We start from the raw sequence: 22,343 nt of genomic DNA, 5'->3' as shown, positions 1-22,343 counted from the left end.
GGCACAGTAGCGGATCGGCAGGCGCGGCGTTTAGCAGTTCTTGCGCCTGTGCGGATTCAAGCTGTCGTACTGACGTCATGCCTCCTTCACACATCGCGCCGAGACTGCGCGCCTTGTCCAGGCCTGTTATGTGCGCACAGGTGCTGGCCCTGTCGCGTCCTCCCGGAGCCCTGCCGTGCATCGTTCGAAGCTTTCGCGTTCCATCCTCCTTGCCCTTTCCATGGCCAGCGCAGGAGGCGCGATCGCAGCGGAAGCCGATGCGGTCGATGCCGCCGGCGGCAGCCGCGCCGCGCCCACCCAGCTCGACGCGATGCTGGTCACCGGTACCCGCGCGTCCAACCGCACCCAGTTCGAAACGCTGGCGCCGGTGGACGTGTTCAGCAAGGAAGACATCACGTCCGTCGAATCCACCGACCTGAAGGACGTGCTGGCCCAGCTGGTGCCGTCGTTCGTGGTGCAGCGCCTGCCGATGGCGGACGGCCAGGTGTTCGTGCGTCCGGCCACGCTGCGTGGCCTGTCGCCGGACCAGACCCTGGTGCTGGTCAACGGTCGCCGCTTCCATCGCAGCGCGCTGCTCGGCAACCGCGGTGCGCAGGCGGCTGATCTGGCACAGATTCCCACCAGCGCGATCAAGCGCATCGAGGTGCTGCGTGATGGCGCGTCGGCGCAGTACGGCTCGGATGCCATCGCCGGTGTCATCAACATCATCCTCGAAGAGGGGCCCGGCACCGAGATCACCGCCGGCTATTCGCAGTACGCGCAGGGCGACGGTGCCTCGCGCGATTTCAGTGCGCGCACCGGCTGGTCGCTGGGCGACTATGGCAGCCTGGTGCTGTTCGCCGAATCGTCCAACTCAGACGCCACCTCGCGCACGCGCCAGCGCCCGGATGCGATCGCCTTCCAGGCTGCACATCCGGAGCTGGACGTGCCCAATCCGGTGCAGCGCTGGGGCCAGCCGGAACTGGAAAGCCGCCGCGTCGGCTTCAACGTGAAGGCCCATGCCAACGACACGCTGGAGCTGTATGCGTTCGGCCTGTACAGCCACAGCGATGGTGTCAGCGATTTCAACTGGCGCAACCCGGACACCACCACCGGCGCCTACCGCACCACGGCGATCTTCCCGGGCTGGAACCTGCGTTCGATCTATCCGGTGGGCTTCAGCCCGCAGTACGGCAACACGCAGAACGACCTGCAGCTGGTCGGCGGCCTGCGTGGCGAGATCACGCCGAAGCTACGCTGGGATGTCAGCGCGTCGTATGGCCGCAACGCCATCGACTACAGCCTGAAGAACTCCATCAACGCTTCGCTCGGCCCGGCCAGCCCGACCGCGTTCGATCTTGGCCGCCTGACCCAGACCGAAAAGAACGCCAACGCCGACTTCAACTACGAATGGGACGTGGCCGCGCTGTCCCAGCCGATCAACGTCGCCTTCGGTGGCGAGTTCCGCCAGGAGACCTATCAGGTGCGTGCCGGTGACCCCGCCTCGTACGCCGTGGGTCCTGGCGCGGCTGCAGGCCTGGAGGCAAATTCCAATGGCGCGCCCGGCTTCTCGGCCAGCCAGGCCGGGCAGTGGAGCCAGCGCAGCAGGGCCGCCTACGTGGACATGGAAGTGCCGCTGGGCGAGCGCTGGAGCATCGGTGCGGCCAGCCGCTACGAGGACTTCTCCAGCTTCGGCAGCACGCTGGACGGCAAGCTCTCGGCGCGCTTCGCGATCACCCCGGACGTGGCCCTGCGCGGCACCGTGTCCAGCGGCTTCCGTGCACCGACGCCGGCGCAGCTCAACACCACCAGCACCACCCAGGGGTTGGATACGCGCACGCTGCAGATCTTCACCAGTGGCCGCCTGTCGCCGAACGATCCGCTGGCGCAGCTGCTCGGCGCCAGGCCGCTGAAGCCGGAAGAATCGCGGACCGCGTCGCTGGGCCTGACCTGGCGCACCGACCTGGGCCTGTCCGGCTCGGTGGATGTCTACCAGATCAAGCTCAGCGACCGCTTCAGCCAGTCGGCCAGTTTCGCCATTCCGGCCGGTACGCCCAATCCGCTGGGCTATACCTCGGTGAACTATTTCACCAACGACTTCGATACCACCACCACCGGGGTGGACGTGGTCGGCAACTACCTGCGCGACCTCGGCGCCGGCCGCATGACGCTGACCCTGGCCTACAACTACAACCGCACCCGCGTGGACAACGGCAGCACCTCGGTGGCCACCAACGAGACCCAGCGCGTGCTGTTCGAGGATCGCCTGCCCGAGCACAAGGGCAGCCTGACCGGCAGCTGGGACATCGGCGCCTGGTCGCTGATGGCACGCATGCGCTACTACGGCGCCTGGACCGATTCCAGTGGCAACGCGGTGGGCGACATCTACCAGCGCTTCGGGGCGATGAGCTTCCTCGACCTGGCCGTCGGCTATCGCATCAACGAACATCACAGCCTGCGCGTGGGCGCGGACAATGTGTTCGACCGTTATCCGGACGAAGCGACCTTCCAGGCCAGTCGCGGCCTGGTCTACTCGCGCAACGCGCCGTACGACACCGACGGTGCCAACCTGTACGCGCAGTACCGGCTGACCTTCTGATGGACGCTCGTCGTCGTTCCGTGCTGCGCGCCGGTGCATTGCTGCCGGCCGCTGCGGCGCTGCCTTCACTGCCGGCCAGCGCCGCTGCGCGTTACGCTTCGCCGATGGAGATTCCCGCGACGACCGTGGCGCCGGACGTGCTGGCCCGCGATGAAAACTATTGGGCCGCCGTGGCCAGCCACTTCGACATCACCGATGAATGGAACCACCTGGAGAACGGTTACTGGGGCGCGATGGGCCGCGAAACGCTGGCCAGCTACCAGCGCCACACCGCTGAAGTGAACCGTGGCAACGCGTGGTATGGGCGTCGCGCGTTTCCGGCGCAGTACATGGCGGTGCAGCGGCAGGTAGCCGAACTGCTGGGCGTGGGCGCCGACGAGATCGCACTGACCCGCGGCGCCACCGAGGCGATGCTGGCGCTGATCGGCGGCTACAACCGCCTGCAGCCCGGAGACCAGGTGCTGTATGCCGACATCGACTACGACAGCATGATGGGCGCGATGCGCTGGCTGCAGCAGCGTCGTGGCGTACAGGTCGAGCGCATCGCGCTGCCGGCGGTGCCGGACCACGCGCAGATCCTGCAGGCGTATGAGGACGCATTCGCGCGGTTTCCGCGCCTGAAGCTGGTGCTGCTGACCCAGGTCAGCCATCGCCATGGGCTGGTGCTGCCGGTGGCCGAGATCGCCGAGCGTGCACGCGCACGGGATATCGACGTGATCGTCGATGCGGCGCATGGCTTTGGCCAGATCGACTACGCGGTGCCGCAGCTGAAGTCTGATTTCGTCGGCATCAACCTGCACAAGTGGATCGGCGCGCCGGTCGGTGTCGGCGCGATGTACGTGCGCAAGGGGCGCGTGGCGGACCTGGATCCCTATATGGGCGAGACCGACGATGGCCGTGTCGGCAGCCGCGTGCATACCGGCACGGTCAACTTCGCGGCCTACCTGGCGCTGCCGGAAGCGATCGCATTGCACCAGCGCATCGGCGTGGCCAACAAGCAGGCGCGCCTGCGCTACCTGCGCGAGCGCTGGACGCTGCCAGCGCGGCAGATGGCGCACATCGAAGTGCTGTCTTCGCCGGACCCAGCGCTGGCCAGTGCATTGGCCAGTTTCCGCCTGCGCGGCCACACCTCGGTAGAACAGAATCAGGCACTGCAGAAGCGCTTGCTGGATGAGCATCGGATCTTCACCACCCATCGCGATGGCCTGGAGTCGGGTGCCTGCGTGCGGGTGACACCGTCGGTGTTCACCCGGCCGGCGCAGATGGATGCGCTGGTGCAGGCGCTCGCGGCCCTGGTCTGACCCTGCTTTGGTAGGTGCCAACCTTGGTTGGCACATTCCAACCGCACCGGGGAATCGTCCGCCGGGCAGCGGTTACCGCTCGATCGCCGGCAGCGCGTTCGACAGCAACCGGTCAATCCTTCCGTTGATGCAGAACTGTAGTGCCGAACATCGTCTGAGCTCTACAGTCGCAACGCACACCAATCCCCCGGCCGGCCAGGAGAGCCAACCGGCCAGGGGCATCACTCAGCGCCTTACTTGGTTTCTTCCCACTGCACCACGTCCGGCTCGGTTGCGCGGATACCGGCGGTGGACAGCAGCCTGGTGGTCGCATCCAGCGCCGCGTTCACCGACTGGTACTCCACGATGGCCTGGCCTGAAGCCCTGGAGACCTTCACCACGGTACCGCCAGTGGCGGCGGCTGCGCGCTGGGCCGATGCTGCATCGGTGAAGAACACCTTGACCCGCGACGTCGCCACCACCGGCGCGCCGTCACGGGAGACCGCCGCCGCGAACTTGCCGGCACCGGCATCAGCAGGTGCCGCCGCTGCGCCATCCAGCGAATGCCTGGTACGCGAGCTGGTGGTCGCCGCCGCCTGCGGGGTGATCGTGAACTGGCCGCCGCTGGCCTGCTTCACCGTGGCCGAGGGGGACAGCTGGAAACGCGTGCCGCCTACATCGAACGCGCGGCCGGTAGCGGACGCCTTCAGTTCCTGCACATCCACGGTCGACAGGGTCCTGGCCGGAGGAGTCTGCCCCGAGCTCTGTGCCCAGGCAGGGGAGGTCATCGCCGCGAGGGCGAGCGTGCTCAACAGAATGGTGGTCTTCATCATCAGTGCCCCAGAACGCGGATCTTGAAGAATTCGAGGTTGCCGCGCGAAGCTGCGGTCGCGGCCTGCCCCATGTCGGTCACTTCCAGCGTCCAGGTGCCGCTGGCATTCTCATCCAGGAAGGCATTGCTGGACAGCAGGTCCCAGCTGGTGAAATTGCTCTGCGCGCCACCCGTGCCCGAACCGATCGCGGTGAACGCCGGCTGCACCACGCTGCGGGTGCCGCTGGGCGACACAAGCACGAACTGCAGCTGGCGCGTGTTGCGGTGGTTGACCCGGAAGCCCAGCTGCACGCTTTCGATGTTGCGCGCGCCGTTGGCCAACTGGAAGGTCAGGCGTGCGGCGGCAGCCGAGGTGTTGCCGATGGCCACGGTACGCGTCGTGTTGCGCCAGCCGCTGTCGACCAGCGGGCCCAGCGACTGGAAGTTCTCGGCCACCTGCACTGCACGCGCAGCGTTGACCACGCCGAAGCCATACCAGTTGCTGTAGGCACGGCCGGCAGCATTCACCGTCCAGCCCGGCACCAGCGTGCGCCCGTCGGCCAGCGTCACCGCCGGCTGGTTCGGGTGGTTGCGGGTGGCGGTGGTGGCCAGGATGTACTTCACATCGCGATAGGACAGGTTCGGATTGGCCTCCAGCACCAGTGCCGCCACGCCCGATACCATCGGCGCCGACGCCGAGGTGCCGTTCATCTTGGCGGTGTAGTTGCAGGTGCTGTCGATGGCCGACAGGTTGCTGTCCAGGGCGTTCTGGCGGCTGGTGTTCTTGTTGCTGCCCTGCGCGCACCCGGTCACGTCGGTGGTGACGATGGCCGGGTCGTACGCGCGCGCCACCAGGCCGGGCGCAAACTGTGCCTGCAGGCCGTACTCACCACCAAAGGCCGACACCCACAAGGCCGAGCCGGTGGAGGAGTAAGACGAGCGCACGCCATCGGCGCGCACCGCGCCTACGGTGATCACGTTGAACAGGTTGTTGCGCGGATCGCGGCCGGCCGGCACGCAGCCGGTGTTGCGGTTCTTGGTGTCGGTGGTGCAGACATCCTGGGTCTGGCTGATCGAGGCATTGTTGAAGTTGTTGCCGGCCGACTTCACGTAGATGCCGCCGCGGCCACCGCGCGTACCCGACAGCGCCTGCTCGTACGAACGTATCGTGTTCTCGCTGTACGCCAACGGCAGGTTCGGATTGCCCGGGCCGGCACCCCAGCTGTTGTTGAACACCTGCACGTCGGCCGATTCCGCGCCGTCCCACCAGGCGTACTCGATGTTGCTCTGCTGGTTGCCCAGGGCCGAGCGCGAAATCGGGTTGAAGCCCTTCAACGTCGCCGCCGGGGCTACGCCGCGCACGCCCAGGTTGTTGGCGCCCACAGCACCGGCGATACCGCCGACCATGGTGCCGTGGTTGTCGACATCGGGATTGGTCGGGGTGGGGTTGTTCGAGCCATTGGTGAAGTTCTTGCCGGCTACAGCGGCCACGTTGGCCGCCAGGTCCGGGTGCGCGATCTGCAGGCCGTCGTCGACGATGGCGATGGTGACGCCCTGGCCACGGATGCCATTGCGGAACAGGCCATCCACGTTCAGGTCGTTGCCTGCCACCGGCAGTGTGTCAGCCGGGACCGTCTGCCCGGTGTTGAGCAGGTGCCACTGGATTCCCGCCAGTGGATCGGCCTGTTGGGCCTGCGCGGTGGCGGCCAGGCTGCCCAGTACCAGCGCAGTGGCGAGGGCCAGGCGCGCGGAGCGCGGTGGCGCGTTGCGTTGCGTGTTTCGCTTCATACACGAATCCTTCTGTTGTGAATCGGCATGGCAGGACGGCGGGGCGGAACTGCCCCATCGCAACGAGCCAAACGCGACACAACGAAGAACCCCCTACCTCTTCACACCCGCAATGTGCGAATGTGCCAATTGCGTCACAAACACTTAGTACGTCAAGTTATGACGGGGCACTCGAATGCCTTCACGCCATCATCGCGTGCTTGCTTCGAGGTACGGGGAACGTGGGTAATCGCATGCAGGTGAAGTCACACATGAAGAAGGCACGCCAGCGTGCCCGTGCACGCGCGGACCAGACTCCGCTCTCGGTTGCCGTCATCCGCAAGGTGGTGCTGTCCGTGCATACGCGCAGCCACGACTATGGCGACGATGCCGATATCAGCGAGTTGCTGCCCGAGCTGGCAGCCTTCGGCATCACCACGGTGAAACCGCTGCGCCTGTTGATGAAGAAGCACCGTCGCGCGCTGCTGCAGGAGGAACGGATCGTCCTGCGACGCGCAGAGACACTGCACCTGCTGGCTGAGGATGGTCCCTGTGGCATCGATGTGCACGCCAATACCAGCTACTACGCCATCGGCGGCCTGGTCCGCACCAGCATGGAACACGAATTCGGCTTCGAGACGATGCTGCCCTTCCACGAGGTGCGCGAGGACGAATCCACTTAGCGCGGTGCCTGCGCGGAGGGTGTGGCAGCCCCGCCGGGGCATCATCGCGCGTCCTCACATCGCGCTGTGCTACTACAGCCCGTGCACCCTTCCGCACGGAGCACGATGATGGTCAATCCGCTCGCCCAGGCCCATCGCGGCCTCGGCACCACGCTGTTCAGCCTGTTGAACCCGATACCTTTCGGCTTCTTCGTCGGCGCACTGATCTTCGACGCGATCTATCTCAACAGCGCCGAGGTGATGTGGGGCAAGGCCGCTGCCTGGCTGATCACCTTCGGCCTGCTGATCGCCATCGTGCCGCGCCTGATCAACCTCTTCGCGGTCTGGCGCCGCAACGGCACCGCCACCCGCATCGACCGCATCGACTTCTTCCTCAACCTGGTCGCGGTGGTGCTGGCCATCTGGAACGCCTTCGTGCACAGCCGCGATGCGTACGCCGTTGCGGTGCCGGGCACGATCCTGTCGGCGTTGACCGTGGCCCTGATCGCCCTGGGCCTGATCCTGCTGTCACTGCAGCCGCCGGTGCTGCAGGGAGGTCGTCATGGCTAAGCACATCCTGCCCACCGTGGGCTCTCTGGCGCTGGCCGTGATGCTGTCGGCCTGCGCCGGCAAGGCTGAATACCATCCCGCCGACCAGTCGGGCCCGCAGCCGCCGCTGCCCAAGCCGGCCAACTTCCTGATGCCGCCGATGCAGGTGCCCAAGGGCGTCGGCTGGTCTGATGGACAGACCCCCACGGTGGCCGAGGGCCTGAAGATCGAGCGCATCGCCGCCAACCTGCAGCATCCGCGGCGCCTGCTGACCCTGCCCAATGGCGATGTACTGGTGGTGGAAGGCAACGGCCCCGGCGAAGAACCGGTCACCACGCCCAAGCAGTGGATTGCCGGCAAGGTCAAAGCGCGCTCGGGCAAGGCCGGCAAGGGCGGGAACCGGGTCGCCCTGCTGCGCCGCACGCCGGGAACGAGCACGTGGACCCAGCATGTCTACATCGAGGGCCTGCATTCGCCGTTCGGCATCCAGCTGATCGGCGACACGCTGTACGTGGCCAACACCGGCAACATCATGCAGTACCACTACGTGCCCGGCGAAACCCGCATGTCGGACAAGGGCCGCGAGTTCACCGACCTGCCCAGCACCATCAACCACCACTGGACCAAGGAACTGCTGGCCAGCCGTGATGGCCGCAAGCTGTATGTGGGCGTGGGCTCCAACAGCAACATCACCGAGAACGGCCTGGCCGTCGAATACCGCCGTGCAGTGGTGCTGGAAGTGGACGTGGCCACCCGCGGCAGCCGCATCTACGCCTCGGGCATCCGCAATCCGACCGGGCTGGACTGGGAGCCGAGCACCGGGAAGCTGTGGGCGGTAGCAAACGAACGCGACGAGATCGGTGCCGACCTGGTGCCTGACTACCTCACCTCGGTGAAGGAAGATGGCTTCTACGGCTGGCCCTACAGCTACTACGGGCAGCACGTGGACGAACGCGTGCAGCCGCAGCGGCCGGACCTGGTGGCCAAGGCAATCGTGCCGGACTACGCCATCGGCTCGCACGTGGCACCGCTGGGCCTGCTGTTCTACACCGGCCAGGCGCTGCCGGCGCAGTACCACGGCGGTGCCTTCATCGGCGAGCACGGCAGCTGGGACCGCTCGCCACTGAGCGGCTACGAAGTGGTCTACGTACCGTTCAAGGACGGCAAGCCGACCGGGCGCCCGCAGACCGTGGTGAGCGGCTTCGCCTCAAAGGACGAGAAGACCCTGATGGGCGCACCGGTGGGCATGGCCATGGACGCCGAGGGCGCGCTGCTGGTGGCCGACGACGTGGGCGACGTGGTGTGGCGGGTGTCGGCACGATGAAGGCCGCTGGCTTGCACCGGATGACTCGATGCTGGTCATTTCGTTACGATGCTCCCCGTCGATAGGGAGCATCGTATGAAGTTGAAACATGAAACGTCCAACGTGGCCGCGTTCAGCAGGAACCTGGAACGCGAGCTGGAGAACCTGGGGCATAGTGCCTATATCGCGCCAACCGACCATCAGGATGTTCGGCTGGGTGCGGACCTGCTTGCCTCAGATGGCCGGAGCTTCTCGCTGATAGAGTTCAAGGATCGGAAGGGTGATGCAGCCACTGAAGCAAGAAAGCCGCGCAGGAAGACGCTGTGCCGCGTCCTGGATGGGTGGTCTGACATCCATGCAAGCTGCCATCTGATCGGCTGGCGATCGACCGAAGGGGCCAACATCGAGTTTCCTGTGCGGAGCTACGGAACCTATGTCTGTACTCCCGAGATCATCCAACTTCCTCAGGCTGATATCACCTTCAGCAGCCCCATCTCCATCCAGTGCGAGACGGTCCAGGCGTTTGCACAGGCGATGGTGTCGAAGAAGGTCGGAGTCGACTTTCAGTGCTTCAGGGACTACGTGCAATGGCTGCTGTCACTGGACGATGACACCGACGATCAAGGCGAAAGTGACGATGACAACGACGTCGAACTGCTGATGTGTTGTACCGTCGGCGGTGAGCTGTACACCAAGGCGTTCGCAAACCTCGCCGAACTCAAGCACTGGATCGACAACGCGCCCGGCCCCAGCCCGCGCAGAACCTTCGGGATGTGATGTGATGTGACGTGCGCGTCCATCGTAGCGCGGCCTTGCCCGTATGCCCGACCCCGCAGCCGAGTATCAGTTTGAGTTGCCACGCAACCCGCTGAACACCGATTCGGCGGCAAATCCCACGCCGCCCAGCAGCACGCCGAAATACACCACCGTGGCCACCACGAAGCCATAACCGGCCGCCACCGCCGCGCCATCGCGCTGGATGAAACCGATGGCGAAGGACATCAGCGCCAGCGCCGGCAGCGTGTTGCTGAAGGGTATCGGCCCGGCCGGCGCCATCAGCAGCAGGGTCGCGAACACCAGCATCAGGTTGTTCAGGCGCATCATCTTCTTCGAGCGCACCATCACCGCCAGCCGCATCGGCCGCGACAGCCGCTCCATGCGGTGCACCCATTTCAGCGCACGGCCGAGGTTGGTCTTCAGCTTGTCGGTGGCGATCTCGCGGCGGGCCAGCTTCTGTGGCACCCACAGCGGGCGGTTGCGCACCCGACTCAGGCCGATCAGCAGGATCGAGGCGCCAAACACGGTGCTCAGCCCGGGAATCGACACCGGGATGATGAAGATGGCCGAGAGCAGGATCACGATCAGCAGCAGGCCCTCATCGCCCAGCGCGCTGAGCAGGGTGCCGACGCTCACCTGGTCGCCGGGCAGCTCGTCGATCATCTGCTCGATCTGCTGGGCCAGGGGCGCGCTGTCATTGGTTTCGGGGGCACGGTAGGTCATGCGTCGCAAGGTTCTCCAGGGGAGGGCGGTCAACGGGCCGTCCTGCGGTGGGGGACGCACAGGCCCCCGCAGTATCCCGGCCAACGTGGGCAAAGAGGTGAACCGGGCATGAGGGGGTAAACTGGCGTGCCCCGCACGAGTTGAACGCAATGGACATGGGCCGCCGGCAATCGACCATCGAACTGGTCGCCATCGACATGGATGGCACGCTGCTGGACACGTCGCACCAGCTCACCGCACGCGCTCGGCAGGCCATCGCGCAGGCGCGCGCACTGGGCGTGCACATCGTGCTGACCAGTGGCCGCCCGGTCCCCGGCCTGGCGCCGTACCTGCACGAGCTCGGCATCAACGGCAACGACGACTACTGCATCGCCTGCAATGGCGGCCTGGTGCAGCGGATCGGCACGCGCGAAACCGTGGTCGAATATCCGCTCAGCTTCGACGACTTCCTGTTCTGCGAGCAGGTGGCCCGCGACCTCGGCGTGCACTTCCAGGCGCTGGACAGCCAGCGCATGTACACGCCCAACCAGGACATCAGCTACTACACCGTAGCCGACTCGCATCTTTCGCGGATGCCGCTGTCGTATCGTCGCGTGGAGGACATGGATCCGTCGATGTCCTTCATCAAGCTGATGATGATCGACGCGCCGGATGTGCTGGATGCCGCCATCGCGCGCCTGCCCAGCGAGCTGACCGAACGTTTCGCGGTACTGAAGAGCGCGCCGTTCTTCCTGGAAGTGTTCGACCACCGTGCAGGCAAGGGGCCGAGCCTGCAGAAGCTGGCCGAGCACCTGGGCATCGACCGCGCCAACGTGATGGCCATCGGTGACCAGGAGAACGACCTGACCATGCTGCAGTACGCCGGCACCAGCGTGGCGATGGGCAATGCCATCGACGCGGTGAAGGCGGTCGCGCGGTTCGGGACCACCAGCAATGCCGACGAAGGCGCGGCACGTGCCATTGAGCGCTTCGTCCTGCAATGATCGGACGCACATCATGAGCTGGACTTTGATGATGTTTGCTCAGTCCTTCGCCAACGAGCGGTTGTCGGCGCAAGTTTTCTCCGAGTCCTACATCGAGCTATGGAAGATCGAGCGGGATCTCGACTTGCCGGCTTTGGATGACGTAGCGCTTTCAACGTGCCTGTCCAGCATCTTCTGTGCTGCTGACATGTATTGCGACGAAGATGTAGATCGCCATGCGTATGAGCTTGATGCCGCCCAGCTGCATGCTGCCGTTGTGGCTCTGATCGATGAGTGGAAGCAGTCCACGACTGCTCGCTAGCCTGGCTTGGATGTATACCTGCGTATAGCCCATACATCCCCATCACCATCTGCGCTGTACCACGGTGCAATGGCGGATGCGCCAGTGCGATGCAAGAATTTCGCACGTCGAAATCACGCCATCGAATCCTGCGGCAGATGATCGTCTTCGTCTGCTGACCGGCGCGCACCGCGCCGTCACCCTCTCAACGCAATCGCACCGCCAGCCAGGGCGCCGACACCGGTGCTGCAACGCGCTGGGCGTGCGCCTGCGCCGCTCTCTCCCTGCACCTGGATCTGCCCATGAACACCCCACCCACGACGCGCCTCGCCCTGGCCATCATCGCCGCCATCACCGCGCCAGCGCATGCCGCAGAAACGCACGCCACCGCGCTCGACACGCCCACCACGCTCAATGCCCTGCAGGTTATCGCCACACCGCGCGGTGCGGCCGTGGCACCGACCCAGGTGGTCGGCCCCAACCGCTACATCATCAAGGCCGAAGACCTGGACGCGATGGTCACCGGCAACAACGGCCTGGCGATGCTGAGGCAGGTACCGGGCGCCAGCTACACTGCCACCGATGGGCTGGGCCTGGATATCTCGGCCACCAGCCTGTTCGTGCGCGGCTTCCGCATGAATGAAATGGGCATCACCTTCGAAGGCGTGCCGCTGAACGACAACGGCTTCCTCTCGCTCACCGGCACCAGCGTGGTGAACGTGGGCGTGCCCGACGGCATCGGCGCTATCACGGTCAGCCCTGGCGGCGCACCGGTCAGCGTGTTCTCCAGCAGCGTCAACGGCGGCAGCCTGGAATACCGCCTGCGCGACCTGCAGGACACGCCCAGCCTGCGCGTGAAGCAGGGCGTGGGCAGCAACAGCACGTTGGTCACCACCGTATCGGGGCAGACTGGCCAGCTCGGCGAGCAGGGCCCGAAAGTGCTGGTCGACCTGCAGCGCGTGTCCGCCGACAAGTACCAGGGCGAGGGCACGCAGAACTTCCTGCGCGGCGACCTCAAGTTGCAGCAGGACGTCGCCTGGGGCGATGTCACCGTGTTCCTGTCCGACAGCAAGGCCAAGGTCTGGGGCTACAACAACATTTCCTTCGACATGATCCGCAAACTGGGCTGGAAGGCCGACATCTTCTATCCCGATTATGCGTGGGCGTGGTACGTGGCCTCGCCGGAGAATGCAGACAAGTCCTGCGGCGCCTACACCTGCGGCGAGCTTTCCGAACTGATTCCGTACGACACCGGCCAGATCACCCGCGACCGCGTGTCATCGATCAACCATCGCTTCCAGATCACCCCGGCGCTGAGTGGCAACGTGCAGCTGTACAACGCCAACAGCCACACCCAGGCCACGCTGACCGACCCGACCGTGCCATCGCCCAACGGTGCGCCATTCTCCGAACAGGTGCAGACGCCGCGCCTCAACCGGCTGGGTGGCATGGTCAGCCTGCAGTTCGAGACCGGCGCGCACACCTTCACGGCCGGCTTCTGGCAGGAGAAGAGCAAGGCTGCGGCCAAGACCGAGTGGTACCCGCAGCCGCTGCTGGGCGAGGGCCCACCGCTGAAGGCCACCGGCCCGTTCGATGTGTACGGTCCCGCGTTCAAGACCGACAACGCATCGAGCTGGGTGACCCGCTCGCGCCAGTTCTACCTGCAGGACGACATCGTGTTGAACGACACGCTGAAGCTGGGCGTTGGTTTCAAGGCCGTGGACTTCCGCACCCGCGGCGGCGGCCTCGGCGATGCCAAGGACCGGCCGGTGAACGGCACGCTGCGCGCGAAGAGCAACTTCCTGCCGCATGTCTCGCTGTTCTGGAGCCCGACCGAATCCACCGATGCCTTCATCGACCTGGCCAATACCATGAACGGATATCGCGTGGCCCAGCGCGGCAACATCGGCTACACCGCCTCGGCCTGGACCATCACCGACCAGGAAGAGTTCGACCGCGTGGCGGGTACCCTGCGTCCGGAAAAGAACTGGAACCTTACCGTGGGCGCATCGCACCGCTTCGACCGGCTGACGATCACCGGCGATGTGTTCTACAACGACATCCGCAATCGCCTGCTGTCGGCGGCCATCGGCACTCAGTTCGCGCAGATCAACACGGTGCGGCTGATGCCGAAGATGCACGTGATCGGTGCCGACCTCGGCATCACCGCCGACTTGACCGACCACTTGCAGTTCTACCAGAGCGTGGCCGTGGCCCGTTCGTACTACGACAGCGATTTCGTGGTGGGCGACACGGTGTACCCGATCAGGGGCAATGCTCAGCCGGGCTACCCGCAGATCTCGCTGGTCAGCGACCTGTCCGCCCACTTCGGTGACTGGCGCTTTGGTGCCACCAGCACCTCCTACCTGCGCCAGCCCTTCACCTACGAGAACGACATCCGCGTGCCGACCTTCTGGCAGGTCAACACCTACGCCGCCTACCGCTTCGGTGCGGACAGCGCCGTGCCCGGCCTGGAGCTGCGGCTGGACGTGAGCAACCTGTTCAACCGCCACAACATCGGCACCGCCAACATCGCCGGCTCGTCGTTCTCGGGGGATTACCAGACCCTGCAGCGCAGCGCGCCACGGCAGCTGATGTTCAGTACCTCGATGGCGTTCTGAGGCGACGAGGGCGGGGTCAGAGCCCTTTGCTGCGCAAAGGGATCCGACCCCGCAGCCATCCCGTGATCGGGGTCAGATCCCTTTGCGCAGCAAAGGGCTCTGACCCCGAAGCCCGTCCGGAAGCCCGCCTTGCGCAATCAACAGGGATTTTCTGGCGGCGACGCAAGGTTCCCACAATGTTGCTGGGTCATGCTGTCGGCATGGCTCAGTACAACCCGCGAACCCCGCTGTTCGGCATCCGAGGCCCAGGACGGCCCCGGCAGGCGCCGTCCGTGGCGCCTGTGATCGACCTGCAGGCCGAGTACCACTTCTGGCACGTCTACGAACGCGTGGTCCGCCCGCTACCCGGCGGTGGGCTGCCGCAGGCCTGGCTGGTGTGCCAGAAGGTATATCGCGACCGCTGGCAGCACCCGGAGGACAGCGACGCGGCGGGGCTGTCGCGGGTGCTGTTCGGCGACAACATGACGGCTGGCCGGGCGTCGGAGCTGGCGGAGCTGCACGCGCTGGTCAGCCGTCGGGTGGCGCTGCTGGCGAAGCGGGGACGGTTGCATTCGGCAGCCTGATGCCTGCCCTTGGTGGGGTCGACTGTTAGTCGACCGCTCTTCGCATCTACCTCTCAGAAGGCCGCGCTTCGCGCGAGAGTCGACCAACGGTCGACTCTACCAATAGCCAACCCGACCGTCATTTCTAAGGCTTTCCCCGATCCAACTGCCGATAGCCAATCGCCTCAGCCAGATGCGCCGTGTGGATCGTTTCACAACCCGCCAGATCCGCAATCGTGCGCGCCACGCGCAGAATCCGGTGCATCGCACGTGCGGAAAGCTGCAGACGCTCGATGGCCTGCTCCAGCATGTCCTGATCTGCCTCGCTGAGTCGGGTACAGGCTCGCAGCGCCGCTGGCGGCAGATGCGCATTGAGCCCGCCACGCGCCTGCTGCCGGGCATGGGCGGCTTCCACCCGTGCACGTACCGCAGCACTGGGCTCACCCAGTGGCGTGCTCTCCCGCAGCTCCACGGCATCCATGCGCGTCACACTGATATGCAGGTCGATGCGGTCCAGCAGCGGGCCAGAAACCCGCGCACGGTAGCGGTTGATGCGTTCGTCGCTGCACAGGCAGCGGTTGCTGCGGTCGCCGGCCCAGCCACAGGGGCAGGGATTCATCGCGAAAGTAGTCAAGCAAGATGCGGACCTAATAGCGGGCGGGCGACCCATCGCTGTACTGGGACTCTATTGACGTGAAGAGTTGTCCGATAGACAACTCCATACCACTCGTAACCCTTCCTAGAGTGCCCACGGTCAGGTTCGTACCGCCACGCTCAATTCTGCCGTAGTAGGCGCGGTGCATTCCTATGCTGTCCGCAAACGCTTCTTGGCTGATCCCTAATTGCGACCGTCGGGCTCTAAGGGCCTGACCAATTTTCAGGAGTAGCTCATGTTCATCCATGAGCCAAAGCTATTGACTTGATACTTTTAAGACTACGCCTTTAAAGGTAGGCTACTTAAAAGTATCAGTCAACGCCTATGCCATTCTTCCTTGTCTGCACCGATTTGGACTTCACTGTAGAGCTCGCCCTAAGCTCGGATGCTCAGTTGCGGATGCGGCAGCAGCTTATGCGTCTTCAGGACCAAGGAACCCTTGGGACGTTCGGCGGAAGGCTATCGAGAGAGTTAGCCAGAGCGATTCCGGACCTCATCGACTGGGACTTAAAGGCCCCCACGCCCGCCCAGCTGGCGTTAGCACGATCCCTCTCACTGCAGCTGTCAACTGCGATACCCGCAGCAGCAATCGAATCGAGATCAGAGATGCACAAGTTCATTGCAGAACAGCTATGTGCGCGGACCCGCAAGTCAAACGGCGAGACTGTGAAGGGCGCAAGCGATCAGTCTGAAAAAAGCTGAGCACCTACTTACCTGCCAACTTGGCCGGACTACGGCGGTGCATCCGAAAACGCAATCGATCTTCGTAGACACGAATCTTGAAGCCCCTCGAGCGGACTAACGCTACGCCGCTTGGTCTGACACCGACCGCCCTGCTGTGACTGGACACCGAGCCGGCTACCAGTCCTGGCACGACCTATCTGCCGCCCCCTTTCAACAAACTGTGCACCGCTATAGAGTAGGCGGAGGGGGCTAAGCGCGAAGGATCCGAGTTTCTCTGCCGTCCGCTTGCGCACAGCTAAAGTCAAGGCAAGGAAGATCATGGCTCGTAAAGGCAAGCGAAAACACTCACTACACCGTTCAATTGGTGCGGTGCTTAAGGGGGGCGATTTTGCGAGAGAGTCGCTTTTTCTATTAAAGGTCAACAGCTCCGCAGAAGAGTTGTTTGAGCGATTTCCTAAGCTAATTAAGGATCCGCGTCGCTTGCTTCCAGTGCATGGCGCACCATTTCCACGGACATATAAAGATATGTTTGAGGTGCAGGCCGCTGGTGCGCCCGCAGGTCCAGTTAATGAGGTAATTTGGGCTATCTCTAGATGTGTTCTGCACAGTGCTGAAATATCCCAGTACGTCGCGGATAGAAACAACTTTGAATCCTCTTTGCTGCTATCCAAGTTCGACACTGCGGCGACGATACTGGTGGAGCACGAGCAGCGATGCGGAGTGTCTCTTTGGCTCGCTCAAGCCTGGTTGACACTAGGTGACAACGCTCCACTTGCAGAACGACAGCGCGTTCAAGAGCAATTTGACGCGACGGCTCCGAAGTCAATTTCGGCCTTTCTCATCCATTACCTGTCTCGCAGGGCAGAGAGCCGAGGAGCAAAGAGATTTCTCAAGGATGAGGTGCTCGCTAAGCTAAATGACGTTTCAGACGTCTTTAGGAAGTACGCGGCGAGCAGGGTGAGCGACGTGTCTACGGCAAATCCCAGCGAACTATCGGCGTATTTGTTCTTTGAAGCTCAGGCGAGCGTCATAGACCATTACGAAGCTCTCATCGTAACCCTGCAAGATATGGCTGGGGCAGATCGACTTCCAGCATCTGTCTCGACTGCTCTCGAAAAGCCGTTCACGCTGCTCTATCGTCGAATCAGGGATCGGAGGGTCGAGCCATTGGCATTGGCATTCGGGTGTGTCGTCAAGCCTGAGGTCGACGCCAGAGCCAGATTCCGAGCGGAGATCTTTGACTCGTACTTCCAGAGTCGAAACGAGGAAGTTCTGCGAAATGGGGCAATATTCCTGACTCAGCATGACGCGACTGATGCGGCAATGCTAACGCTAGTGGCACGCGCAGCGGTCAGATCAAGTCGAGAAGTGTCGGGGCTTTCGGGCGCCCAAGCAGCTCTTTGCGCAAGCCTCATAAGTGTCCTTAGGTTAGACGAACACTCTTACGGCGAGGCGACGTCTATTTTTTCGAATGCGGATATTCACTACGGACACTCTTGGGCGCTCTATCTTCGCGGCGTTGTTCTCTCTAGTCTTCAGCAGGAGTCTGCAGTACCAGTTGTCGATCAGGTAAGAGGAATCGTTGTCTATGATCCGTGGCTGTCGCCCCTAAGTTTGGCCTGTGTAAAACCTCTTTCTCTGAAGTTGGCGGTTGCTGCTCAAGTTGAATCCGGAATATACGCAAATACTTTGGAGGCCGTTAGTCTGCTCTACTTTGGTAAGGATTCGGGGTCTGCAGTTGCGAAGATTTCCAATAGAAGACGCTTGTCATACTTGGCGCATAATCTAATGCGGACTGGTCGTTCACCAGACGCAATCGAGAACCTGGTTGCTCTAATGAAGGGCGCTCCAGTCGATGCACGCTATAGAATAACTACCGCGTTGGCCATGGCAAAGGCGATCGCCGGGAATGTGCAAGAAGCAATCGAGCTTCTAGTGGATGCGCATATTCTGAATCCTGAAGTCCCAACCTCATTGCCACTTGATCTTGTTGTAAGTGGCTTGAAGGAAGCGGAGGATTGGCCCACAACGATTGACGTTCCGCTCAGCTTCGAGCTCTTCAATGCTTTCTCCTCCGACGCAAGACTTGCAGAGCTAAGGTTCTCATTCGAGAGGTTTCAAGAGCATAAAAATATTTCTGGTCCAGCAGACGTTGTGGATGTTCTGGGCCCAGAAAATAGGGCTAGAGCCGTCCTCTATCTTGACCGCGTATGGACGCCAGAAGTAATGAGGCAAACTCTCCTCTATAACGGCACGGAGGACATAGTTGAGGCGCGTATCAACGTATGCAGGCAGCTTGCATCCATCGATCCTAAGAATGCAACAAGATACCTCGATGAAATTCGAGATAGGGTGAAGCAGCAGGAAATCTCTAAGGGAACTTCTCTCTTGGAGCAGAGCAAGGTGTACGTCGATATAGCTGCAATCAAGAGAAGCTTGAAGTCCAAGATTGGAGGACAGTACGCTCGGTACAAAGCTAATGCCGGCGCTATAAGCGATTCATCGCACGCCGTTGTTGAGCGAATAGCAGATGCTCTCATGGACATTCCGATGACCGAGAGCATTTCCATAAGTAGAACGCTCTCCAGCGTGCATCTCGTCGACGAGGCTGAAACGGAGACTGACAATCAGTTCGAGTCAATCTTTACTGAGGTGACCCATGAGTTCCTACGGGGAGATCATGGTCTAAATGCATACCTGAGTACTCGTGTCAGACATGGTGTGCTCGCTAATACGCTACGGAAGCCTCTGACGGATGATCGTTTGATAAGTACCCGGAATCCCACGGGTCAGGGCTACAAACGGAATAAGCACTGGGATGATAAGTTCGAATTCTATGATTCGGCTACGAAGGATCTGGTAGCCACAGCCTTAGCTACATTCTCTTCAGAGTTTGATCGCATTTTGCATGAGCTGCGAGACGAGCGATTGCAGATAGCCATCTCTCACGGTGTAAAGGATGTGAGGCAAGATCAGAAGGCTGCCTTCATATACCGGTCTTCCAATCTTGAAAGGCGTTTTATGCAGCGCTATGCGATCCGGTCAAGATCCATGGATGAATTTATTGATGTTTGCATTGATAATCTGTGGGAGAAAACAGACGAGAACCTCCTTGTAGTAAGGGAGCTTCTTGATAACACAATTAAGCCCGCATTCAATCATGCCTTTGAGCAGCTCACAGACAGCATTCACGGGTTACCCTATAGTCAGCCCATTGGCGATTTAAGGAACGCGATAGCGCGCGCTCGGACCCAGCTCAGGATGAAGCTCGATGAGGTTTCACTTTGGTTCCACCGAAGCCAGGTATATGACCGCCAAGACTACCAGCCAAATCTCCCGGTCGACATCGCACAGAACATGATCGCAAAGACCGCCTCTGAGTCTTCCCAGGTGCCCAGAGTTCAGGTTGGCTCATACGAAGGTGGGGTTAGGCTTCCGGGGCGCACGCTGGACGGAATGGTCGATGCATTCTACGTCGTACTTTCTAATGCTGTTGAGCACTCCGGTCTTGACGGTGAAGCACTGAACGTAAATGTGACGTTCGACATAAGCCAGACTAGGTACTCCGCTCGGATCGTTAGCTCGCTAGCTGAAAGCGTTCCTAGTCCTGCGCAGCGCGAGAACGTCTCCTCAATTAGGGATAGTCTCAGCAAGAGCGATTCGCTGCGACTTGCCCAAGTCGAAGGAGGAAGTGGATTGCGTAAACTCTGGCGATCTATCAACTCTCCTTTCTACGGGGATCCGCGCTTGGACTTTGGTTTCTCGGACGATAATTGTTTCTACGTCGAAATCTCATACAACATTCAGGCTCAGGATGAAAATTCTCTTAATTGAAGACGATGCAGATAAGTCTGTCGAAATCAGAGATTTCGTGGTTGGGCTGAATCAGGATATACAAGTTGACGAGGCTCGGTCGTTTAATTCCGCGCTCAAAGCGATATGCAACCGAAGCGTGTCATACGACGTGGTTCTCTTAGATATGAGCATGCCTAACTTCGACGTCGGCGCAGGTGAACCGTCTGGAGGAGCCCAAGAGAACTTCGCCGGCAGGGATCTTTTGATGCAGATGAAAATGCGGAAGCGGATGATGCCGACTATCATAGTAACGATGTTCGATGGGTTCGGTGAGGGTCAAAGCCGCGTGTCTATTGAAGATCTAGCCTCAGATATGGCGCAGTCTTTCCCAACGTTCTATTTAGGTCACGTCTACTACAGCCAGACTGAGGATGCCTGGAAGACGAACTTGACTAAACTTCTGGAAGGAATAATAAATTGATCAGTGTGAGAATTATTCTTGTCGACGACCAGGTCGACAAGGCATCGTCGATCGTGTCTCCGCTGAAGGAGCGTCACGGCAATGCGGTAGAAATTGTGCATGTGAGTAACGCGGTGGATGCACGTAAGCGTATGAGGCAGCAGCGTTTCGACATGGCGCTGATTGACGTGAACCTTCCAGAAAGTTTGGGCGATGCACCAAGTCCTGATTCTGGGTTTGAGCTTCTTGATATGTTGAAGGTTGACAATAAAGTCATCCTTCCAGACGAAATACTGTTCGTTACGGCACAGGAGGACTTGCAGCATGAGGCTATCGCGAAGGCGGCCTCGCGTGGCGCGTCTCTTTACTTTCATTCAGCAGAAGACAATGCTTGGATTGACATTCTCGTAGGACGTGTTGGTTACGTCCTCGATAGAAGTAAAAGGCATCGAACGCCCATTGTCGACGTAGCCATCATTACTGCGCTTAGCACTCCGGAACTTGACGCGGTGTTGAAGTTGAATTTTGGCTGGGCGCAACACATGGTTCCTGGCGACCCCACGCATTACTATTTGGGAAAGACACAGGTTGGTTCTAGAGAATTGAACTTGGTAGCTGCCTGCGCACCCCGAAAGGGTATGCCGATGTCTGCGGCACTGTCCGCAAAGGTAGCCCAGATATTCAAGCCGAAGATCCTGGCGATGGTGGGTATTTGTGCGGGAGTACGAGGGAAGGTGAATTTGGGTGACATTATCGTGGCTGATCCGACGTGGGATTGGGGAAGCGGGAAGCATGTTCAAGGAACAGACCCTCTTCCCGTATTTAGGGCTGCGCCATATCAGAGCGCGTTAAGGGGAGATATTGCGGCTATCGTCCAGGCCGAGTGCAGGGATGGGAAGCTTTGTACGGCCGTTTCCGCAGAATGGAATGGTGCGGTTCCTGCTGGACGGCTTGCGTTGCACATTGGTCCCATGGCCTCTGGTGCGTCAGTGCTGGCGCATGATGGTGCCATCGGTCCGATTGCAGATGGGCATCGTGAAGTGATCGGCGTTGAAATGGAGGCATATGCAGTGATGGCTGCGGCAGAGCTATGTAGTGCAACGCCGCTCGTTATCAAATCCGTCTGCGACTTTGCCGACTCCGAGAAGTCTGACGGCTGGCAAACGTATGCAGCATTTACAAGTGCAGCATTCTTGGCGCAGCTGCTTCCTAAGTTGGCTGCTGCAGATATCTGCTAGTCATCGAGGGCTGCTGCCGCCCGTCACGGCAATAGGTCTCCATAGCAGGCTACGAACTGTTGGTGATCATCCCCTCGTTAGGATGGGCTGCTGATGCAGCCCATTTGGGTTCGTGCTCATCCTCTCAATGTCGGCTGCCAACCCTCTGTGCATCCGTCGAGCAGTAATTTCCAAGCTGCACCTTGCTTCTTGATCTCTCACTCGCGGGTGTTTCGTAGAGGCAGCTTCAGCGCGCTGCTCAACTGTGGGTCACTCATCCTCCCAACTCATGATCTGCGACACTCCGTGACCCCGGATGTATGCCTCTTGGCTGTGTAGAGACTCGTGACCCAGGCGATTGGCTACAACTGCCGCAATATCAGTGAATGGGAGATTGAGGCCCAATCGCTTTCGCTTTTCCAGCTCAGAACTCATTGTCCTCACCGCGAAAGCCCGTCTCCAAGCATGGAGGCCTACGCCTACGGGTAGTCCTAAGGCGGTCCTCGCTCGGGCAAAGATCTTGGTCACTGCAGCTGGCGTAAGTGGCTCGCCAGTCTTATCGCTTAGGAACAGCCTTTCTGATGTGCCCCCTGTGCGCTCTATGAGCATGGCACGATGACCGGCTATGTAAGCGGCCACTCGACTCATAAGAGTGC

At 61.5% G+C, this 22,343-nt stretch carries 17 protein-coding genes and 1 pseudogene; 13 read left to right on the top strand and 5 right to left on the bottom strand.

Annotated features, from left to right (window positions below; all coding sequences use genetic code 11):
* Positions 1-175 precede the first annotated feature (175 nt).
* A complete protein-coding gene (locus ACM0PK_RS06485) occupies positions 176-2,578 on the top strand; it encodes a TonB-dependent receptor plug domain-containing protein (RefSeq protein ID WP_414606944.1) in 2,403 nt (800 codons plus the stop codon).
* Complete coding sequence (locus tag ACM0PK_RS06480) at positions 2,578-3,879, top strand: aminotransferase class V-fold PLP-dependent enzyme (protein ID WP_414606945.1); 1,302 nt, start codon at positions 2,578-2,580, stop codon at positions 3,877-3,879. The genes ACM0PK_RS06485 and ACM0PK_RS06480 overlap by 1 nt, the downstream gene beginning before the upstream one ends.
* 233 nt (positions 3,880-4,112) lie before the next feature.
* Here the strand turns inward: ACM0PK_RS06480 and ACM0PK_RS06475 are convergent, their stop codons facing one another.
* A complete protein-coding gene (locus tag ACM0PK_RS06475; RefSeq protein ID WP_414606946.1) occupies positions 4,113-4,691 on the bottom strand; it encodes a DNA breaking-rejoining protein in 579 nt (192 codons plus the stop codon).
* The gene (locus ACM0PK_RS06470; protein ID WP_414606947.1) at positions 4,691-6,457 is read right to left on the bottom strand and encodes a S8 family serine peptidase; all 1,767 of its coding nucleotides are present in this window, start codon (positions 6,455-6,457) and stop codon (positions 4,691-4,693) included. The genes ACM0PK_RS06475 and ACM0PK_RS06470 overlap by 1 nt, the downstream gene beginning before the upstream one ends.
* A 251-nt stretch (positions 6,458-6,708) precedes the next feature.
* Between ACM0PK_RS06470 and ACM0PK_RS06465 the strand changes: the two genes are divergently transcribed.
* The 4 genes from ACM0PK_RS06465 to ACM0PK_RS06450 all read left to right on the top strand — a co-directional run bounded on the left by ACM0PK_RS06465 (position 6,709) and on the right by ACM0PK_RS06450 (position 9,727).
* On the top strand, positions 6,709-7,119 hold the full coding sequence (locus tag ACM0PK_RS06465) for a hypothetical protein (protein WP_258392233.1): 411 nt from the start codon (positions 6,709-6,711) through the stop codon (positions 7,117-7,119).
* A gap of 108 nt (positions 7,120-7,227) precedes the next feature.
* A complete protein-coding gene (locus ACM0PK_RS06460) occupies positions 7,228-7,668 on the top strand; it encodes a DUF2231 domain-containing protein (RefSeq protein WP_041863928.1) in 441 nt (146 codons plus the stop codon).
* Complete coding sequence (locus tag ACM0PK_RS06455; RefSeq protein WP_414606948.1) at positions 7,661-8,971, top strand: PQQ-dependent sugar dehydrogenase; 1,311 nt, start codon at positions 7,661-7,663, stop codon at positions 8,969-8,971. Before ACM0PK_RS06460 ends, ACM0PK_RS06455 begins: the two co-directional genes overlap by 8 nt.
* A gap of 75 nt (positions 8,972-9,046) precedes the next feature.
* Positions 9,047-9,727: a PDDEXK family nuclease gene (locus ACM0PK_RS06450; RefSeq protein WP_146257827.1), complete on the top strand. Its 681-nt coding sequence runs from the start codon at positions 9,047-9,049 to the stop codon at positions 9,725-9,727.
* A gap of 66 nt (positions 9,728-9,793) precedes the next feature.
* Here the strand turns inward: ACM0PK_RS06450 and ACM0PK_RS06445 are convergent, their stop codons facing one another.
* The gene (locus tag ACM0PK_RS06445) at positions 9,794-10,450 is read right to left on the bottom strand and encodes an exopolysaccharide biosynthesis protein (protein WP_111201392.1); all 657 of its coding nucleotides are present in this window, start codon (positions 10,448-10,450) and stop codon (positions 9,794-9,796) included.
* A gap of 149 nt (positions 10,451-10,599) precedes the next feature.
* Between ACM0PK_RS06445 and yidA the strand changes: the two genes are divergently transcribed.
* The 4 genes from yidA to ACM0PK_RS06425 all read left to right on the top strand — a co-directional run bounded on the left by yidA (position 10,600) and on the right by ACM0PK_RS06425 (position 14,897).
* On the top strand, positions 10,600-11,433 hold the full coding sequence (yidA, locus tag ACM0PK_RS06440; protein ID WP_414606949.1) for a sugar-phosphatase: 834 nt from the start codon (positions 10,600-10,602) through the stop codon (positions 11,431-11,433).
* A gap of 13 nt (positions 11,434-11,446) precedes the next feature.
* Positions 11,447-11,734, top strand: coding sequence for a colicin immunity domain-containing protein (locus ACM0PK_RS06435; protein WP_065197195.1), 288 nt, complete (start codon positions 11,447-11,449; stop codon positions 11,732-11,734).
* 281 nt (positions 11,735-12,015) lie between these two features.
* Positions 12,016-14,334, top strand: a complete 2,319-nt coding sequence (locus tag ACM0PK_RS06430) for a TonB-dependent receptor (RefSeq protein WP_414606950.1) — start codon at positions 12,016-12,018, stop codon at positions 14,332-14,334.
* 176 nt (positions 14,335-14,510) lie between these two features.
* The gene (locus tag ACM0PK_RS06425) at positions 14,511-14,897 is read left to right on the top strand and encodes a hypothetical protein (RefSeq protein WP_095378955.1); all 387 of its coding nucleotides are present in this window, start codon (positions 14,511-14,513) and stop codon (positions 14,895-14,897) included.
* A gap of 124 nt (positions 14,898-15,021) precedes the next feature.
* On the opposite strand, the pseudogene ACM0PK_RS06420 reads toward ACM0PK_RS06425, so the two are convergent.
* Positions 15,022-15,531 (bottom strand): annotated as a pseudogene (locus tag ACM0PK_RS06420) (magnesium chelatase subunit ChlI family protein); the annotation flags it as partial.
* Positions 15,524-15,778, bottom strand: a complete 255-nt coding sequence (locus ACM0PK_RS06415) for a helix-turn-helix domain-containing protein (RefSeq protein WP_088479528.1) — start codon at positions 15,776-15,778, stop codon at positions 15,524-15,526. The pseudogene ACM0PK_RS06420 and the gene ACM0PK_RS06415, both read right to left, overlap by 8 nt.
* Before the next feature lie 962 nt (positions 15,779-16,740).
* Here ACM0PK_RS06415 and ACM0PK_RS06410 point away from each other — a divergent pair.
* Genes ACM0PK_RS06410 through ACM0PK_RS06400 form a run of 3 tightly spaced genes read left to right on the top strand, consistent with a single transcriptional unit; the run spans position 16,741 to position 21,708 of the window.
* Entirely contained in the window at positions 16,741-20,049 is a 3,309-nt protein-coding gene (locus tag ACM0PK_RS06410) for a hypothetical protein (protein WP_495498519.1), read from the top strand.
* On the top strand, positions 20,030-20,491 hold the full coding sequence (locus ACM0PK_RS06405) for a response regulator transcription factor (RefSeq protein ID WP_088479532.1): 462 nt from the start codon (positions 20,030-20,032) through the stop codon (positions 20,489-20,491). Before ACM0PK_RS06410 ends, ACM0PK_RS06405 begins: the two co-directional genes overlap by 20 nt.
* A 5-nt stretch (positions 20,492-20,496) precedes the next feature.
* Entirely contained in the window at positions 20,497-21,708 is a 1,212-nt protein-coding gene (locus ACM0PK_RS06400; protein ID WP_240504234.1) for a phosphorylase family protein, read from the top strand.
* Positions 21,709-22,343: the final 635 nt, after the last annotated feature.

The organism is Stenotrophomonas sp. FR010 (assembly GCF_047520755.2).
Classification (GTDB): Bacteria; Pseudomonadota; Gammaproteobacteria; order Xanthomonadales; family Xanthomonadaceae; genus Stenotrophomonas; species Stenotrophomonas sepilia.
The sequence above is the reverse complement of the archived record's forward strand: the minus strand, read 5'-3'. Positions and strand labels throughout refer to the sequence as shown.

Bases quoted from the DNA above. Each gene is read 5' to 3' on its own strand.
- ACM0PK_RS06480 (WP_414606945.1), top strand. From the start codon at position 2,578: ATGGACGCTCGTCGTCGTTCCGTGCTGCGCGCCGGTGCATTGCTGCCG.
- ACM0PK_RS06475 (WP_414606946.1), bottom strand. From the start codon at position 4,691: ATGATGAAGACCACCATTCTGTTGAGCACGCTCGCCCTCGCGGCGATG.
- ACM0PK_RS06470 (WP_414606947.1), bottom strand. From the start codon at position 6,457: ATGAAGCGAAACACGCAACGCAACGCGCCACCGCGCTCCGCGCGCCTG.
- ACM0PK_RS06465 (WP_258392233.1), top strand. From the start codon at position 6,709: ATGAAGAAGGCACGCCAGCGTGCCCGTGCACGCGCGGACCAGACTCCG.
- ACM0PK_RS06460 (WP_041863928.1), top strand. From the start codon at position 7,228: ATGGTCAATCCGCTCGCCCAGGCCCATCGCGGCCTCGGCACCACGCTG.
- ACM0PK_RS06455 (WP_414606948.1), top strand. From the start codon at position 7,661: ATGGCTAAGCACATCCTGCCCACCGTGGGCTCTCTGGCGCTGGCCGTG.
- ACM0PK_RS06450 (WP_146257827.1), top strand. From the start codon at position 9,047: ATGAAGTTGAAACATGAAACGTCCAACGTGGCCGCGTTCAGCAGGAAC.
- ACM0PK_RS06445 (WP_111201392.1), bottom strand. From the start codon at position 10,450: ATGACCTACCGTGCCCCCGAAACCAATGACAGCGCGCCCCTGGCCCAG.
- yidA (WP_414606949.1), top strand. From the start codon at position 10,600: ATGGACATGGGCCGCCGGCAATCGACCATCGAACTGGTCGCCATCGAC.
- ACM0PK_RS06435 (WP_065197195.1), top strand. From the start codon at position 11,447: ATGAGCTGGACTTTGATGATGTTTGCTCAGTCCTTCGCCAACGAGCGG.
- ACM0PK_RS06430 (WP_414606950.1), top strand. From the start codon at position 12,016: ATGAACACCCCACCCACGACGCGCCTCGCCCTGGCCATCATCGCCGCC.
- ACM0PK_RS06425 (WP_095378955.1), top strand. From the start codon at position 14,511: ATGTTGCTGGGTCATGCTGTCGGCATGGCTCAGTACAACCCGCGAACC.
- ACM0PK_RS06415 (WP_088479528.1), bottom strand. From the start codon at position 15,778: ATGGATGAACATGAGCTACTCCTGAAAATTGGTCAGGCCCTTAGAGCC.
- ACM0PK_RS06410 (WP_495498519.1), top strand. From the start codon at position 16,741: ATGTTTGAGGTGCAGGCCGCTGGTGCGCCCGCAGGTCCAGTTAATGAG.
- ACM0PK_RS06405 (WP_088479532.1), top strand. From the start codon at position 20,030: ATGAAAATTCTCTTAATTGAAGACGATGCAGATAAGTCTGTCGAAATC.